Below are 13,730 nucleotides of genomic sequence, written 5' to 3' on the forward strand. Positions count from 1 at the left end.
ATTGCAATCAACGCATGACCTTTGATACGCAGGTACAACGCCGCCGACTGGCCCTGTTCGACCTGGACCACACCCTGCTGCCCCTGGATTCCGACTACGAGTGGGGCGAATTCACCATCCGCATCGGCTGGGCCGACCGCGAAGAGTTCGGCCGGCGCAACAAGGCGTTCTACGACGACTACGTCGCCGGGCGGCTGGACGTGCACGACTACGTGCGCTTCGCGACCGACGCCATTCGCCAGCGCGGCGCCGAGGCGGCGGCCCTGGCGCACGCTCAGTTCATGCGCGAGGTGATCCAGCCCGCGCTGCGCGAGGAAGCGCGCGCGCTGGTGCAGCGCCACCGCGACGCGGGCGACGAGGTGCTCATCATCACCGCCACCAACGAGTTCGTCACCCGCCCCATCGCCCTGGCGTTGGGCGTGGATCAGCTGGTCGCCGTGGAGCTGGAGCGCGGCGACGACGGCTGGATCACCGGCGGCATTCGCGGCGTGCCCTCCATGCGCGAGGGCAAGGTGCAGCGCATGGAGCAATGGCTGGCCGAGCGCGGCCTGCGCTGGACGGACGTGGACAGCACGTTCTACAGTGACTCCATGAACGACGTGCCGCTGCTGGAAAAGGTGGATCATCCCGTCGCCACCAACCCCGATCCACGCCTGCGCGCACTGGCTTCCCAGCGCGGCTGGCGCATTCTGGACCTGTTTTCCCCACACCCATGATCAAGACCTTCATCGACAAACTGCTGGGCAAGGGCGCCGCCGGCGCGGGCCGTGGCACACGCGGCCGCTTTGGCAAGCGTGCGGAAGTGCCCGCCGCGGTGCACGGCATCAACCCCGAACTGGTGGACCGCCGCGCCAGCGACGTGGTGCGCACACTCAAGCAGGCGGGCTACGAGGCCTACATCGTCGGCGGCGCGGTGCGCGACCTGCTGCTGGGCCTCAAGCCCAAGGACTTCGACGTGGCCACCAACGCCACGCCCGAGCAGGTCAAGGGCCTGTTCCGGCGCGCCTTCATCATCGGTAAGCGCTTTCGCATCGTGCACGTGGTGCACGGCCGCGGGCGCGAGCATGAGGTGATCGAGGTCTCCACTTTCCGCGCCTACATGGACAACGCGGCAGCCGAGCAGGTGGGGGGCAACGAAAAGACCAGCAAGGCCCAGCTGGCCGGCATGCACCATGCCGTGGACGCCAGCGGCCGCGTGCTGCGCGACAACGTCTGGGGCCCGCAGGACGAGGACGCCACGCGGCGCGACTTCACCGTCAACGCCATGTACTACGACCCAGAGACTGAGGTCGTGGTGGACTTCCACAAGGGCATCGAGGACGCCAAGAAACGCGTGCTGCGCATGATCGGCGACCCGGCCACGCGCTACCGCGAGGACCCCGTGCGCATCATCCGCGCCGTGCGCTTTGCGGCCAAGCTCAGCCCGCTGGGCTTTGCCCTGGAGCCCAAGACCGCCAAGCCCCTGGTGGAGTGCGAGCCGCTGCTGCGGGAGGTGCCGCAAAGCCGCCTGTTCGACGAGATGCTGAAGCTGCTGCAGACCGGCCACGCGCTGGCCTCGATCGCGCAGCTCAAGTCCCTGGGGCTGGCCACGGGCATCTACCCGCTGCTGGACGTGGTGGTGGACCGTTCCAGCCACCCGTTTGTGCAGGCCGCGCTGGCCGACACCGACCGCCGCGTGGGCGAGGGCAAGCCCGTTGCGCCCAGCTTCCTGCTGGCCTGTGTGCTGTGGCAGGACGTGAAGGCCGGCTGGGAGCAGCGCCTGGGGCGCCAGCAGCCCTTCCCGGCGCTGCAGGATGCGATCGACGATGTGTTCGACAAGCGCATCGGCGATGTCTCCGGCCGCGGCAAGCTGGCGGCGGACATGCGCGAGATCTGGGTCATGCAGCCGCGCTTCGAGAAACGCTCGGGCAGCACGCCCTTCGGCATGGTGGCGCACCTGCGTTTTCGCGCGGGCTTCGACTTCCTGCGCCTGCGCGCGGACGTGGGCGAGGTGGAGGAGGCGCTGGCCGAGTGGTGGCAGGAGTTCTCGCTGGCCGACGATGCGCGCCGTGAGGACATGATCGAGCAGGCGCGCGAGGAGCAGCGCGCGCGCCAGCGCAAGGCCCAACCCACGGTACGGCGCGTACCCAAGGCCGCGCCAGTCGCCACGGACGACGCCGAGCCCCCGCGCAGGGCCAGCGATGCCGGTGATTCCCTGGCCGAGCCAGCGGCAGAGGACGCTGCTGCGCCCAAGAAGCGCCGCCGCCGTCGCCGCAAGCCCACGGGCAGCGGTGCATCCGAGGGTGGCGCGCCCGCGGGCGAGGCGTGACCCGGCCTTCCGTGGCGGCCAGCGCCTGGGTGGGCCTGGGAGCTAATCTGGGGGATGCGCGCGGCGCGCTGCGCGACGCGGTGCGGGCGATGGGCGCGTTGCCCGGCACCCAGGTGCGGCAGGTCTCGTCGCTGTACCGCAGCGCGCCGGTGGATGCCGGCGGGCCCGACTATCTCAATGCCGTGGCGCAGTTGCAGACCACCTTGGCGCCACTGGCGCTGCTGCATGCCCTGCAGGCCATCGAGCAGGCCGCGGGGCGCGAGCGCCCCTACCGCAACGCGCCACGCACGCTGGACCTGGATCTGCTGTTGTACGGGGAGGAGCGCCTGGACGGCGCCGAACTCACGCTGCCCCACCCGCGCATGGGCGAGCGGGCCTTCGTGCTCCTTCCTTTGGCGGAACTGGCGCCCGGCCTGGCCCAGACGTGTGGCACAGCCGCCCAGCGCGCCCTGGCCAGCGGCCAGCGCATCGAGCGCCTGGCCGAAGCCACCGAATGGCTGGGCGCAAACTCCTGAATTAATAGCTGCTTGCGCTGGTCGTGCGGACGTTTGAAGGTGAAACCACCTGCAAACCGCCATATGGCAAGCGTGAGGCGCTCTTATTTTTGATGTGAGCGCGCCGCCGGTTGCGAGGCGTCACCGCCGTGGCGGCGGGTGCGGCAGCGCAACAGGGGGGCGCCGTTGGGGCGGCTTGGCCCCAGGCTGACGACGACACGCCCGGACAGTCGCGCCGTGCGCCGCCCGCGGCACTCCGGTGGCACCCGGAATGCCGCGTTCCGGTCAGTCGACCTTGGCGCCGGAGGCCTTCACCACCTGCTGGTACTTGGCGCGCTCGGCGGCCATGAAGGCGTCGAACTGCTCGGGCGTGGTGGCCACGGGCTCGGCCATCAGCGCGGAAAAGCGCGTCTTGGTTTCCGGTGCCTTGAGTGCCTCTGTGAAGGCCTTGTTGAGCTTGGCGATCACGGGCTTGGGCGTGCCGGCCGGTGCCACCAGACCCCACCAGGTGTCGATGGCAAAGCCCTTGAAGGTCTGCGACAGCGGGGGCACGCCGGGCAGCATGGGGCTGGCTTCCAGCGAGGTGACGGCCAGGGCCTTGAGCTTGCCCGACTTGATGTTGGGCGCGGCGGCGGCCAGGTTGTCGATGTTGAAATCCACCTCGCCGGCCAGCAGGGCCAGCTGCGCGGGGCTGGCGCCGCGGTAGGGGATGTGCAGCGCGAAGATGCCGGCCTTCTGCTTGAACATCTCGCCCGCCAGGTGGCCGGCGCTGCCGTTGCCGCCGCTGCCGTAGTTGAGCTTGGCGGGGTTGGCCTTGGCGTAGGCGATCAGGTCCTGCAGGGTGTTGATCTTGAGCTGCTCGGCCCGCGCGGCGTTGACCACCAGCACGTTGGGCACGCGCACCATCTGCGTGATGCCGGCGAAGTCCTTGGCCGCGTCATAGGGCATGCGGTTGTACAGCCAGGGGTTCACGGCGTGCGTGGCCGTGGCGGCGATGCCGATGGTGTGCCCGTCGGGCGCGGACTTGGCGATCAGATCGGCGCCGATGTTGCCGCCCGCACCCGCCTTGTTGTCGACGACCACCACGCCGAGCGTGTCGCGCACGCGCTCGGCCAGCACACGCGCCGTCACGTCCAGCGGGCCGCCGGGCGCGTAGGGCACGACCAGGCGGATCGGCGCGTCCTGCGCGTGGCTCAGGGGGGCTGCGAGTGCCGCGCCAATGGCAGCGGCCGAAAGAAGAAGGTGTCTGCGGTTCATAGGCCTCCATTGTGCAAAAAATGGAAGACGCTTCCGTGGCGCCGCAATGCTGCCCTGTCCTACGAAAAGGCGCGGCGCATCTTTCTACGATGGGCCCGGGCCTTGCCTGCCCCCACCCATGAAAGGACTGACATGCTGGACGCCCCCACCATCCTGGACGAATCACGCTACTCCCACTGCATCGCGGCCTGCAACGCATGCGCTGCCACCTGCGATTTCTGCGCCGCGGCGTGCCTGCGCGAGCCCGACCCGCGCCACATGGCCAAGTGCATCGCGCTGGACATGGACTGCGCCGACATCTGTCGCCTGGCCGCTGCCACTATGGCCCGCGAGAGCCCCCACGTGAACTATGTCTGCGAGCTGTGCGCGCGCATCTGCGAAAGCTGCGCACAGGAATGCATGAGCCACGCGGCGGACCATTGCCAGGACTGCGCGGAAGCCTGCAAGCGCTGCGCCAGCCTGTGCCGCGACATGATCGCTTGAGCGAAGCACGCTCCCTGAGCGGCGGCGCTTACCGCGGCCCTGTCGCCGCCTTCGGAGTGCCGTGCGGCGCGGATGGAGCACGGCTCCCGTGGTCTAGCAGATCCCGTTCGACGACACCTGCTGGCTGGGCACAGCGCCCGTTGCGTGGCGCAGGGTCGTGCGCGGTGCGCCGCGGGGAAGCGCCCGTCAGCCGCCGTGCTTGTCGGCCTCGGACGTGAATGCGTCGGCGTAGAACTCGTCGGGCGGCAGGCCTCGCTCCGCGCTGTAGGCGGCGCGGGCCGAGCCCACCACGATGGGCGCGCCGCAGGCATAGACCTGATAGCCCGAGAGGTCGGCAATGTCCTCCATGACCGCCTGGTGCACGAAGCCCGTGCGGCCAGCCCAGCCGTCCTCGGGCAGGGCGTCGGAGACCACGGGTACGTAGCGCAGGTTTGGCAGCGCGGCCAGGCGCTCGCGGATCCAGCCGTCCATGTACAGGTCCGCCGGGCGGCGCCCGCCCCAGTAGAGCGTTGCCGGGCGCGTGATGCCCTTGTGCTGCATGTGTTCGATCAGCGCCTTGATGGGCGCGAAGCCCGTGCCCGAAGCCAGAAACACCATGGGCTTGTCGGAATCCTCGCGCAGGAAGAAGCTGCCGAAAGGGCCCTCCACGCGCAGGATTTCCTTCTCCTTCATGGCGTTGAACACATGGTCGGTGAAGCGCCCGCCGGGCATGTGGCGGATGTGCAGCTCCACGCCTGGCGCGCCTTCCTGCGTGTGGGGTGCGTTGGCCATGGAGTACGCGCGGCGCGCGCCGTCACGCAGGATGAATTCGATGTACTGGCCCGCGTGGTAGCGGAAAGTGTCGGCCGCGGGCAGTTGCAGGCGCACCTGCATCACATCGTGCGATGCGCGCGTGAGCGCCGCCACGCGCACCGGTAGCTTCTTGATGGGATAGGCGCTCTCGTCGGTCACCTGGCGCGATTCCAGCACCACGTCGGTCAGCGGCTGGGCACAGCAGGTGAGCACGAAGCCGGCTTCTTCCTCCTCGGTGCTCAGCGCCTTCTGTTGGTGCTCGCCGTGCACCACCGAGCCGCTGAGCTTCTTGCACTTGCACGAGCCGCAGGCACCGTCCTTGCAACCGTAGGGCATGCCCACGCCGCCGCGGATGGCCGCGGACAGGATGGTTTCGCCAGCCTGCGCCTCGAAGGCACGGCCACTGGGCTGCACGGTGATCTGGAATGCGGTCTCTGCGCTGGTCATGACAGTGGGTATCCTTGGAGTTGTCTTCAAGCAAACCGACCGATTTTGCCCTCAATCCAAAACCCTCTCGGCGCCCTGCCGGCGCGCTTTCGCCGCCAGCGCGTGCTCATCATTGGCTGCGGCGACGTGGGGCTGCGCGTGGTGCGCAGCCTGAACGGACCCCAGGGCGGGAGTGGCCGCCCGCGCGTGCTTGCGCTCACGTCCTCGCCCACGCGCGTGCCGCAGCTGCGTGGGGCGGGCGTCACGCCGCTGCTGGGCAATCTGGACGATGCGGCCACGCTGGCGCGCCTGGCGGGCGTGGCCACGCGGGTGCTGCATCTGGCGCCGCCACCTGGCGAGCGCGAGGTTGGTCCGCGCTGGTGGCTGGACCCCCGTAGCACGGCGCTGGCGCGTGCGCTGCGCCGGCGCACGCTGCCGCAATCCCTGGTGTATGCCTCCACCAGTGGCGTGTATGGCGACTGCGCGGGGGCATGGGTGCCCGAGTCGCGGCCCGTGGCGCCCGCCACGCCGCGCGCGCAGCGCCGCGTGAATGCCGAGCGCGCCATGCGTCACCTGGGTCGTGCGGGCGTGCCCGTGAGCATTCTGCGCGTGCCCGGCATCTACGCCCCTGACCGTGAGGGCGGCACGCCCGAAGCGCGCCTGCGCCGCGGCACGCCCGTGCTGGCCGAGCCTGACGACGTCTATACCAACCACATCCATGCGGATGACCTGGCGCGGGCCTGCATGCTGGCGCTGTGGCGCGCTCGTGCGCAACGTATCTACAACGTGGCAGACGACAGCCAGCTCAAGATGGGAGACTACTTCGACTTCGCGGCCGACCTCTATGGCTTGCCGCGTCCGCCGCGCGTGCAGCGCAGTACCGCGCAGGAGCAGCTACCGCTGTCGCTGCTGAGTTTCATGGGCGAATCGCGGCGGTTGACCACTACGCGCATGGCGCGCGAACTGCGCCTGCGTTTGCGCTATCCGACCGTGCGCGAAGGGCTGCAGGCACCGCACCCTTAGCGGGGGTAGGTGTTGCCCTGCTTGTCGTAGCAGCGAAACACGTTGCAGTGCGTGATCTCGCGCCGCGGCGGCGGCGCGGGCCGTGGTGGCACCACCACCACCGGTGGGGCGTAGTAGGGCGAGGGATAGACAGTGCGGCTGGAGCGCGCACTTTCCGCGCGTGCGTAGTCCGCCGGACTCAGGCACGCGAGGTCGGCCTGGCGCTGCGCCGCATCCAGCCGCGCCTGCTCGTCGTACATGCCGCGGCCCATGGTGGAGAGCACCTCCTGCAGGTTGCGCCGTGCGCGCTGGCAGTCTACGGATTGCGATGGATCGGCCGGGGTGGCGCGAGGGCGCGCTGCGCGCGTCGCGGGCTCGTCGTCGCGCTGTTGCTGGCGCTCCCATTGCTGTCGCTCCTGCTTGCGCTCCAGGGCTTCGGCGGCTTGCTCGCGCTCCTGCTGGATTTCCTGGGGGGTCTTGCGGGCTTCGACTTCGCGTGCGGACTGGCCGCGGCCGCAGTCGCCATCGGTGTAAGTCACCTTGCCCGTGGCCGGGTCGGTGCAGCGCACCACCTGGGCCATTGACGGCAGGGGCAGACAGGTAACCAGCGTCAGCGCCAGCGCGGCACTGACGGTGCCAAGGGAGCCAGGCAGGGCTCGGGTCATGGGCGGCCTTCAGCGCCAGTCGGGGCGCGGGTTGGGGCGGTCGCCGGGCTGGGGCTGGAATGCCTGGTTGCGTCGCTCCCGCTCGGCTTCGCGCTCCGCGCGGCGGTCACGTTCGAACTGCAGCTGCCGTTCGCGTGCCACGTCGGGGTTGGGGTGGCGCAGCAGTTGGTCTTCCTTACGGCGCTGGTCCCAGTCGCGGCGGCGTTCGGCCTCCCAACGTTCGGCGTCGCGGCGGCGTTCTGCTTCGCGCCGGTCGGCTTCACGGCGGTCCGCATCGCGGCGGCGGTCGGCTTCGCGACGACGGTCCGCCTCACGGCGTTCGCGCTCCTGGGCCTCGCGCCATTGGCGCTCACGCGCTTCCCGCCACTGGCGCTCGCGCCAGGCGTCTTCACGCCAGCCGGAAGGCGGCGGGGGGTAGTCGCGCCAGCCTAACGGCGGGGCGGTATAGATCACGCCGGGCTGCTCGTACACCGTCATGGACGATGGCGCGGGATAGTAGCCGCCCCCATCGTAGTAGGGGTCACCCGGCACAGCGGCGCAGCCGACAGCCAGCGAGGCGAGCACGCCGGCGGTGAGGATGCGCACACAAGTCCAACGCGAACGAGGCATGGAGAGGTCTCCCGGGTAAGCACGCCGGGCGGTCCGGGCCGGCGCTGTGGTGGTAAAGGCGGTGGTCTCGCTGCCACCTCTTGTGTGTCAGACGCGCGTCGGACCATTTTGGTTGACCCTACCGGACCGGCTTTGTCAGGCTTTGCCGCCTCTTCACCATTGTGACCGGGTGTTTCGCCGCCAGCGCAGGGCTTGGCGGCCGCGCGGCGCGCGATGATTCCGCCTGGCGCAAGGGTGCCGACGCTGCCGACCCGTGCTGTTGCGCTGCGGGCACGGAGCCGTCGGCGCGCAGGCGGAACAGGGCCACGGACTGCACCAGTTGCTCGGCCTGCAGCTTCAGGCTGTCGGCGGCGGCTGCGCTTTCCTCCACCAGTGCGGCGTTCTGCTGCGTGGCCTGGTCCATCTGCGCCACGGCATCGCTCACCTGGTGCACCCCGGCGCTTTGCTCCTGGCTGGCGGTGCTGATCTCGGCCACGATGCCGCTCACCCGCTGGATGGCCGTCACCACCTCCGTCATGGTGGCGCCGGCTTGGCCGACCAGTGCGGACCCTTGCTCCGCCCGCTCCACGCTGGTGTGGATCAGTTGCTTGATCTCCTTGGCCGCGGCGGCCGAGCGCTGGGCCAGCGCGCGCACCTCGCCGGCCACCACGGCGAATCCGCGGCCCTGCTCGCCGGCGCGTGCGGCCTCCACCGCGGCGTTCAGCGCCAGGATGTTGGTCTGGAAGGCGATGCCGTCGATGACGCCGATGATGTCCGCGATGCGGTGGCTGCTTTCGTTGATGCCCTGCATGGTGGTGACGACCTGGGTCACCACTTCGCCGCCCTGGCTGGCGACCTGCGAGGCGTTGGCGGCCAGTTGGTTGGCCTGGCGCGCGTTGTCGGCGTTCTGGCGCACGGTGGACTCAGTCCATGGTGAGCTTCTGCTTGTCCACCACGTTTTTGTAAGCCGTGTACTCCGCCTTGATTTCCTGGGCGAACTTCGCCGGCGTGTCGGCCACGATCAGCGAGCCCGTGTCCTCAATGCGCTTGCGCACCGCAGGGTCCTTCAGCACCTTGTGCACTGCGGCGTTGACCTTGTCCACGATGTCCTTGGGCAGACCCTTGGGTCCGATGATGCCGTAATAGGCCATGCGGTTCACGTTGGGCAGGCCCACTTCGGCCAGTGTGGGCACGTCGGGCAGCACGGCCAGGCGCTGCGGGGCGGCCACCACCAGAGCGGTCAGGCGCTTGTCCTTGATGAAGGGCAGGGCGGACGGAAGGTTGTCGAAGATCAGCGGGATCTGGCCGGCGACGGCGTCGTTCAGTGCCGGGCCCGAGCCGCGGTAGGGCACGTGCACCAGCTGGGTGCCGGTCTCCAGCATGAACATTTCCATCATCAGGTGGCCGATGCTGCCGGTGCCGGGCGAGCCGAACGAGTACTTGCCTGGAGTCTTCTTGACTTCGGCCAGGAAGCTCTTGTATTCCTTGCCGACGAACTGCGGGTTGGCCGCAATCACGTTGGGCGTGGCGGCGATGTTCACGACCGGGGTGAAGTCGGTGAACACGTTGTAGGGGATCTTGGGGTTGATGGCCGGGTTGGTGGCCGTGGTGGACACGGTGGCCACGCCCAGGTTGTAGCCGTCCGGCGTGGCGCGCGCGGTTTCGGCGGCACCGATGGCGCCGCCGCCGCCGCCCTTGTTCTCTACCACCACGGGCTGGCCCAGCTCGCGGCCCAGGGGCTCGGCCACCACGCGGGCGATCAGGTCGGTGGTGCCGCCCGCGGCGAAGGGCACCAGCAGGCGGATGGGCTTGTTGGGGTAGCCGGACTGGGCCTGGGCGGCCGTGCCGAGCAGGGCCAGCAGGCCCAGGGTGAGTGCGCTGCGACGAATCATGCTTTTATCTCCTGTTATCGATGTGGTGAAGCAATGGCGTGCCAGTGATGGCGGGAAGGAAGCACCGACGGGGCCGGTGCGGGAAAAGGGTCAGATGGCACCCCCCGCTTTGAGCGCTGCGATGGCCGAAGCATCCAGGCCCAGCTCGCGCAGCACCTCGTCGGTGTGCTGGCCGAGCGCGGGTGGCGCGCGATGGTAGCTGACGGGCGTGCCCGACAGCCGCATGGGGTTGGCCACCGTGGCCATGGGGGCGATGCCGTCGCCGGCGTCGCGGGGCAGCTCCCTGCGGATGCCGCGCGCGCGCACCTGTGGGTCGTCGAAGGCCTGGGCGATGGTGTTGATGGGGCCGCAGGGTACGGCCTTGTCCTCCAGCAGGGCGATCCACTCGGCGGTGCTGCGGGTCTGCAGGACGGGCTCCATCAGCGCCAGCAGCGCAGCGCGGTGCTGCACGCGTGCGGTATTGGTGGCAAAGCGTGCGTCCTGTGCCCATTCGGGGTGGCCGCACGCCTGGCAAAAGCGCGCGAACTGTCCGTCGTTGCCGATGGCCAGCAGCACGTTGCCGTCGCGGCTGCGAAAGTCCTGGTAGGGCGCCAGGCTGGGGTGGATGTTGCCGGCGCGTCCGGGCGCCTGCCCGGTGGCCAGGTAGCCCGCCGCTTGGTTGGCCAGCACGGCCATGCCCACGTCGAGCAAAGCCATGTCGATGTGCTGCCCTTCGCCGGTGCCGTTGCGGGCGTTGTCGCGCGCGTTCAGCGCGGCCAGGATGGCGTTGCTGGCGTACAGGCCGGTGAACACGTCCACCACGGCCACGCCGACCTTCAGAGGCCCGCCGCCGGGCTGCCCGTCGGCATGGCCGGTGATGCTCATCAGGCCGCACATGGCCTGCACCATCAGGTCATAGCCGGCGCGTTCGGCATACGGCCCGTCCTGGCCGAAGCCGGTGATGGAGCAGTAGACCAGGCGCGGGTTCAGCGCCTTCAGGCTGGCGTAGTCCAGCCCGTATTGCGCCAGACCGCCGACCTTGAAATTCTCGACCACCACGTCGGCCTCGGCGGCCATGCGGCGCAGCAGCGCCTGGCCCTCGGGATGGGCCATGTCCACGGTGATGCTGCGCTTGTTGCGGTTGCAGGCGGTGAAGTAGCTGGCCTCGCGCGTGTCGCGGCCAGCGTCGTCCTTCAGGAAGGGTGGCCCCCAGTGGCGCGTGTCGTCACCGGCCTGGGGGCGCTCGACCTTGACCACGTCGGCGCCCAGATCGGCCAGCATCTGGGTGCACCAGGGACCGGCAAGCACGCGCGAAAGATCCAGTACCTTGATACCGTCCAAGGCGCCGCGGGGGGTGGAAGCACTCATGAAATCGCTATTGAAAACGTAGCTGCTTGCGCTTGTTGTGCCAACAATTCAATGATAAAAACCATTGAACTGATTGCAGGGTAAGCGCGAGAAGCTCCTATTTTGAGAGCGCGCGTGACGGGCCTTTGATGCGGCCCGCGCGCCGCGCCGGGTCAGTTGGCGAACGCGGCGATGCCCGTCTGCGCGCGGCCCAGGATGAGCGCGTGCACGTCGTGCGTGCCCTCGTAGGTGTTGACCACCTCCAGGTTCACCAGGTGGCGTGCCACGCCGAACTCGTCGCTGATGCCGTTGCCGCCCATCATGTCGCGCGCCAGGCGGGCGATGTCCAGGGCCTTGCCGCAGTTGTTGCGCTTGATCAGCGAGGTGATCTCGACCACGTTCTGGTGCTCGTCCTTCATGCGGCCCACGCGCAGCGCGGCCTGCAGGCCCAGCGTGATCTCGGTCTGCATGTCGGCCAGCTTTTTCTGCACGAGCTGGTTGGCGGCCAGCGGGCGGCCGAACTGCTTGCGGTCCAGCGTGTACTGGCGCGCGGTGTGCCAGCAGAACTCGGCCGCGCCCATGGCGCCCCAGGCGATGCCGAAGCGTGCGCTGTTCAGGCAGGTGAACGGGCCCTTCAACCCGCGCACTTCGGGGAAGGCGTTCTCCTCGGGCACGAACACGTCGTCCATCACGATCTCACCGGTGATGGAGGCGCGCAGGCCGACCTTGCCGTGGATGGCGGGGGCGGACAGGCCCTTCATGCCCTTGTCCAGGATGAAGCCGCGGATCTGGCCCACGGTGCCGGATGCCTCCACTTCCTTGGCCCAGACGACGAACACGTCGGCCACGGGGCTGTTGGTGATCCACATCTTGTTGCCCTTGAGGCGATAGCCGCCGTCCACCTTGTAGGCGCGCGTGGCCATGCTGCCGGGGTCGGAGCCGTGGTCGGGCTCGGTCAGGCCGAAGCAGCCGATGAACTCGCCGGAGGCCAGCTTGGGCAGGTACTTCTGCTTCTGCGCCTCGGAACCGAACTCGTTGATCGGCACCATCACCAGCGACGACTGCACCGACGCCATGGAGCGATAGCCCGAGTCCACGCGCTCGATCTCGCGCGCCACCAAGCCGTAGCTCACGTAGTTCAGGCCGGCGCCGCCGTATTCGGTGGGGATGGTGGGGCCCAGCAGGCCCAGCTCGCCCATCTCGCGGAAGATGGTCACGTCGGTCTTCTCGTGGCGGAACATGTCCAGCACGCGGGGTGCCAGCTTGTCCTGGCAGTAGGCGCGCGCGGCGTCACGGACGGCGCGCTCGTCTTCGGTGAGCTGCTGGTCGAGTTGGAAGGGGTCGTCCCATTGGAAGGCGGTGCGGGTCATGGTGTCTCCAGTGCTGGAATGCGGGGTGGGTGGTAGGACCCAAGCATGCACAAGGTGCATTGCTTGGTTAACGAAGGTGATCGTATGGCGTCTGAGTAAGTGACGGCAAGCGAGTTATTCGCATCCAGATATTTGATTTAAGAATATCTGGCTAAGATGCTGCAATGCGACGACACCTGCCATCCACCCAGGCGCTGGCCTGCTTCGAAGCCGCTGCGCGGCACGAGAGCTATACCCGGGCCGCGCAGGAGCTGGCGCTGACGCAAAGCGCGGTGTCGCGCCAAATCCTGGCGCTGGAGGAGCAACTGGGCGTGCAACTCTTTCGCCGCACGCGCCACGGGGTGGTGCTCACCCCCGCGGGGCGGCATTACGGGCAGCAGGTGGCGCGCTGGCTGCAGGGGCTGGAGCGCGACACGCTCGACGTCATGGCCCACCAGGGGCATGGCGGCGCCATTTCGCTCGCGGCCGTGGCCACCTTTGCCACGCGCTGGCTGATCCCGCGCCTGCCGCTGCTGGCCGCGCGCCACCCCGAGATCGTGGTGCACATCGAGACGCAGACCCGGCCCTTCTTGTTCACCGATACGGCCTTCGACGCGGCGCTGTACGCGGGCACGCCCGAGCAGGTCGCCAACTGGCCCGGCGTGCAGGCGCAGCTGCTGATGCAGGAAGACGTGGTGCCCGTGTGCAGCCCGCGCCTTCTGGAGACGGCGGCTCAGCAACTGGGCATGCCGCGCGGCACGGGCCGTGCACACCAGGGCCTGCCCCCACCGGCGCTGGCGCGGCTGCCGCTACTGCAGCAAAGCACCCGGCCCTATGGCTGGCGACAGTGGTTCGATGCCATGGGAGTGTCGGATGCGCCGCGCGCGCTGGAAGGGCCGCGCTATGAACTGTTCTCCATGACGGCCGCCGCGGCGGCCCACGGCCTGGGGATTGCGCTGATGCCGCCCATGTTGATCGAGGCCGAGATCGCCCGGGGCGAGCTGGTGGTGGCCTGCCCGCGTCCGTTGCGTGGCGAGCGGGGTTACTACCTCGTGAGCCCCGCGCAGCCCCAGCCGCCGGTGCTGGCCGCGTTCGCTGGCTGGCTGCAGGACATGGCGGTGGCCGGGCCGCTGGCGTAGCCGCTCTTC

13 protein-coding genes and 1 pseudogene are annotated in these 13,730 nt (G+C 69.2%); 6 read left to right on the plus strand and 8 right to left on the minus strand.

Going from position 1 to position 13,730, the window contains the following annotated elements:
- The first annotated feature begins 14 nt into the window (after nt 1-14).
- From I3K84_RS00120 to folK, 3 genes are read left to right on the plus strand one after another with little or no spacing between them, the layout of a single operon-like run.
- Nucleotides 15-716: an HAD family phosphatase gene (locus I3K84_RS00120; RefSeq protein ID WP_196995272.1), complete on the plus strand. Its 702-nt coding sequence runs from the start codon at nt 15-17 to the stop codon at nt 714-716.
- Nucleotides 713-2,308: a polynucleotide adenylyltransferase PcnB gene (gene pcnB / locus I3K84_RS00125; RefSeq protein WP_103738815.1), complete on the plus strand. Its 1,596-nt coding sequence runs from the start codon at nt 713-715 to the stop codon at nt 2,306-2,308. The genes I3K84_RS00120 and pcnB overlap by 4 nt, the downstream gene beginning before the upstream one ends.
- Nucleotides 2,305-2,823, plus strand: coding sequence for a 2-amino-4-hydroxy-6-hydroxymethyldihydropteridine diphosphokinase (gene folK, locus I3K84_RS00130; RefSeq protein WP_047350729.1), 519 nt, complete (start codon nt 2,305-2,307; stop codon nt 2,821-2,823). Before pcnB ends, folK begins: the two co-directional genes overlap by 4 nt.
- 264 nt (nt 2,824-3,087) lie before the next feature.
- Here the strand turns inward: folK and I3K84_RS00135 are convergent, their stop codons facing one another.
- Nucleotides 3,088-4,059 carry a tripartite tricarboxylate transporter substrate binding protein gene (locus I3K84_RS00135; RefSeq protein WP_196995273.1) on the minus strand — a complete coding sequence of 324 codons (972 nt, stop codon included), beginning with the start codon at nt 4,057-4,059 and terminating at the stop codon, nt 3,088-3,090.
- Nucleotides 4,060-4,191: 132 nt separating this feature from the next.
- Here I3K84_RS00135 and I3K84_RS00140 point away from each other — a divergent pair, with 132 nt between their 5' ends.
- The gene (locus I3K84_RS00140) at nt 4,192-4,542 is read left to right on the plus strand and encodes a four-helix bundle copper-binding protein (protein WP_103738818.1); all 351 of its coding nucleotides are present in this window, start codon (nt 4,192-4,194) and stop codon (nt 4,540-4,542) included.
- Nucleotides 4,543-4,728: 186 nt separating this feature from the next.
- Here I3K84_RS00140 and I3K84_RS00145 read toward each other — a convergent pair whose 3' ends face one another.
- Entirely contained in the window at nt 4,729-5,781 is a 1,053-nt protein-coding gene (locus I3K84_RS00145; RefSeq protein ID WP_196995274.1) for a CDP-6-deoxy-delta-3,4-glucoseen reductase, read from the minus strand.
- A 45-nt stretch (nt 5,782-5,826) separates the two neighbouring features.
- Here I3K84_RS00145 and I3K84_RS00150 point away from each other — a divergent pair, with 45 nt between their 5' ends.
- Complete coding sequence (locus I3K84_RS00150) at nt 5,827-6,783, plus strand: SDR family oxidoreductase (RefSeq protein WP_011806127.1); 957 nt, start codon at nt 5,827-5,829, stop codon at nt 6,781-6,783.
- On the opposite strand, the gene I3K84_RS00155 is transcribed toward I3K84_RS00150, so the two are convergent.
- From I3K84_RS00155 to I3K84_RS00180, 6 genes and pseudogenes are all read right to left on the minus strand, one after another.
- The gene (locus tag I3K84_RS00155) at nt 6,780-7,427 is read right to left on the minus strand and encodes a DUF4124 domain-containing protein (RefSeq protein ID WP_196995275.1); all 648 of its coding nucleotides are present in this window, start codon (nt 7,425-7,427) and stop codon (nt 6,780-6,782) included. The genes I3K84_RS00150 and I3K84_RS00155 overlap by 4 nt on opposite strands.
- Before the next feature lie 9 nt (nt 7,428-7,436).
- Entirely contained in the window at nt 7,437-8,036 is a 600-nt protein-coding gene (locus I3K84_RS00160) for a hypothetical protein (RefSeq protein WP_196995276.1), read from the minus strand.
- A 118-nt stretch (nt 8,037-8,154) separates the two neighbouring features.
- Nucleotides 8,155-8,937: pseudogene (locus I3K84_RS00165) on the minus strand (methyl-accepting chemotaxis protein); the annotation flags it as partial.
- A 1-nt stretch (nt 8,938) separates the two neighbouring features.
- Nucleotides 8,939-9,907, minus strand: coding sequence for a tripartite tricarboxylate transporter substrate binding protein BugE (locus I3K84_RS00170; protein ID WP_015913802.1), 969 nt, complete (start codon nt 9,905-9,907; stop codon nt 8,939-8,941).
- A 90-nt stretch (nt 9,908-9,997) separates the two neighbouring features.
- Nucleotides 9,998-11,254 carry a CaiB/BaiF CoA-transferase family protein gene (locus tag I3K84_RS00175; RefSeq protein ID WP_011806123.1) on the minus strand — a complete coding sequence of 419 codons (1,257 nt, stop codon included), beginning with the start codon at nt 11,252-11,254 and terminating at the stop codon, nt 9,998-10,000.
- Nucleotides 11,255-11,406: 152 nt separating this feature from the next.
- Nucleotides 11,407-12,603, minus strand: coding sequence for an acyl-CoA dehydrogenase (locus I3K84_RS00180; RefSeq protein WP_047350724.1), 1,197 nt, complete (start codon nt 12,601-12,603; stop codon nt 11,407-11,409).
- A 164-nt stretch (nt 12,604-12,767) separates the two neighbouring features.
- Between I3K84_RS00180 and I3K84_RS00185 the strand changes: the two genes are divergently transcribed.
- Nucleotides 12,768-13,721: a LysR substrate-binding domain-containing protein gene (locus I3K84_RS00185; RefSeq protein ID WP_196995277.1), complete on the plus strand. Its 954-nt coding sequence runs from the start codon at nt 12,768-12,770 to the stop codon at nt 13,719-13,721.
- Nucleotides 13,722-13,730 lie beyond the last annotated feature (9 nt).

The sequence above is a fragment of the Diaphorobacter sp. JS3051 genome (genome assembly GCF_015832135.1).
In the GTDB taxonomy this organism is placed as follows: Bacteria; Pseudomonadota; Gammaproteobacteria; order Burkholderiales; family Burkholderiaceae_C; genus Diaphorobacter; species Diaphorobacter nitroreducens.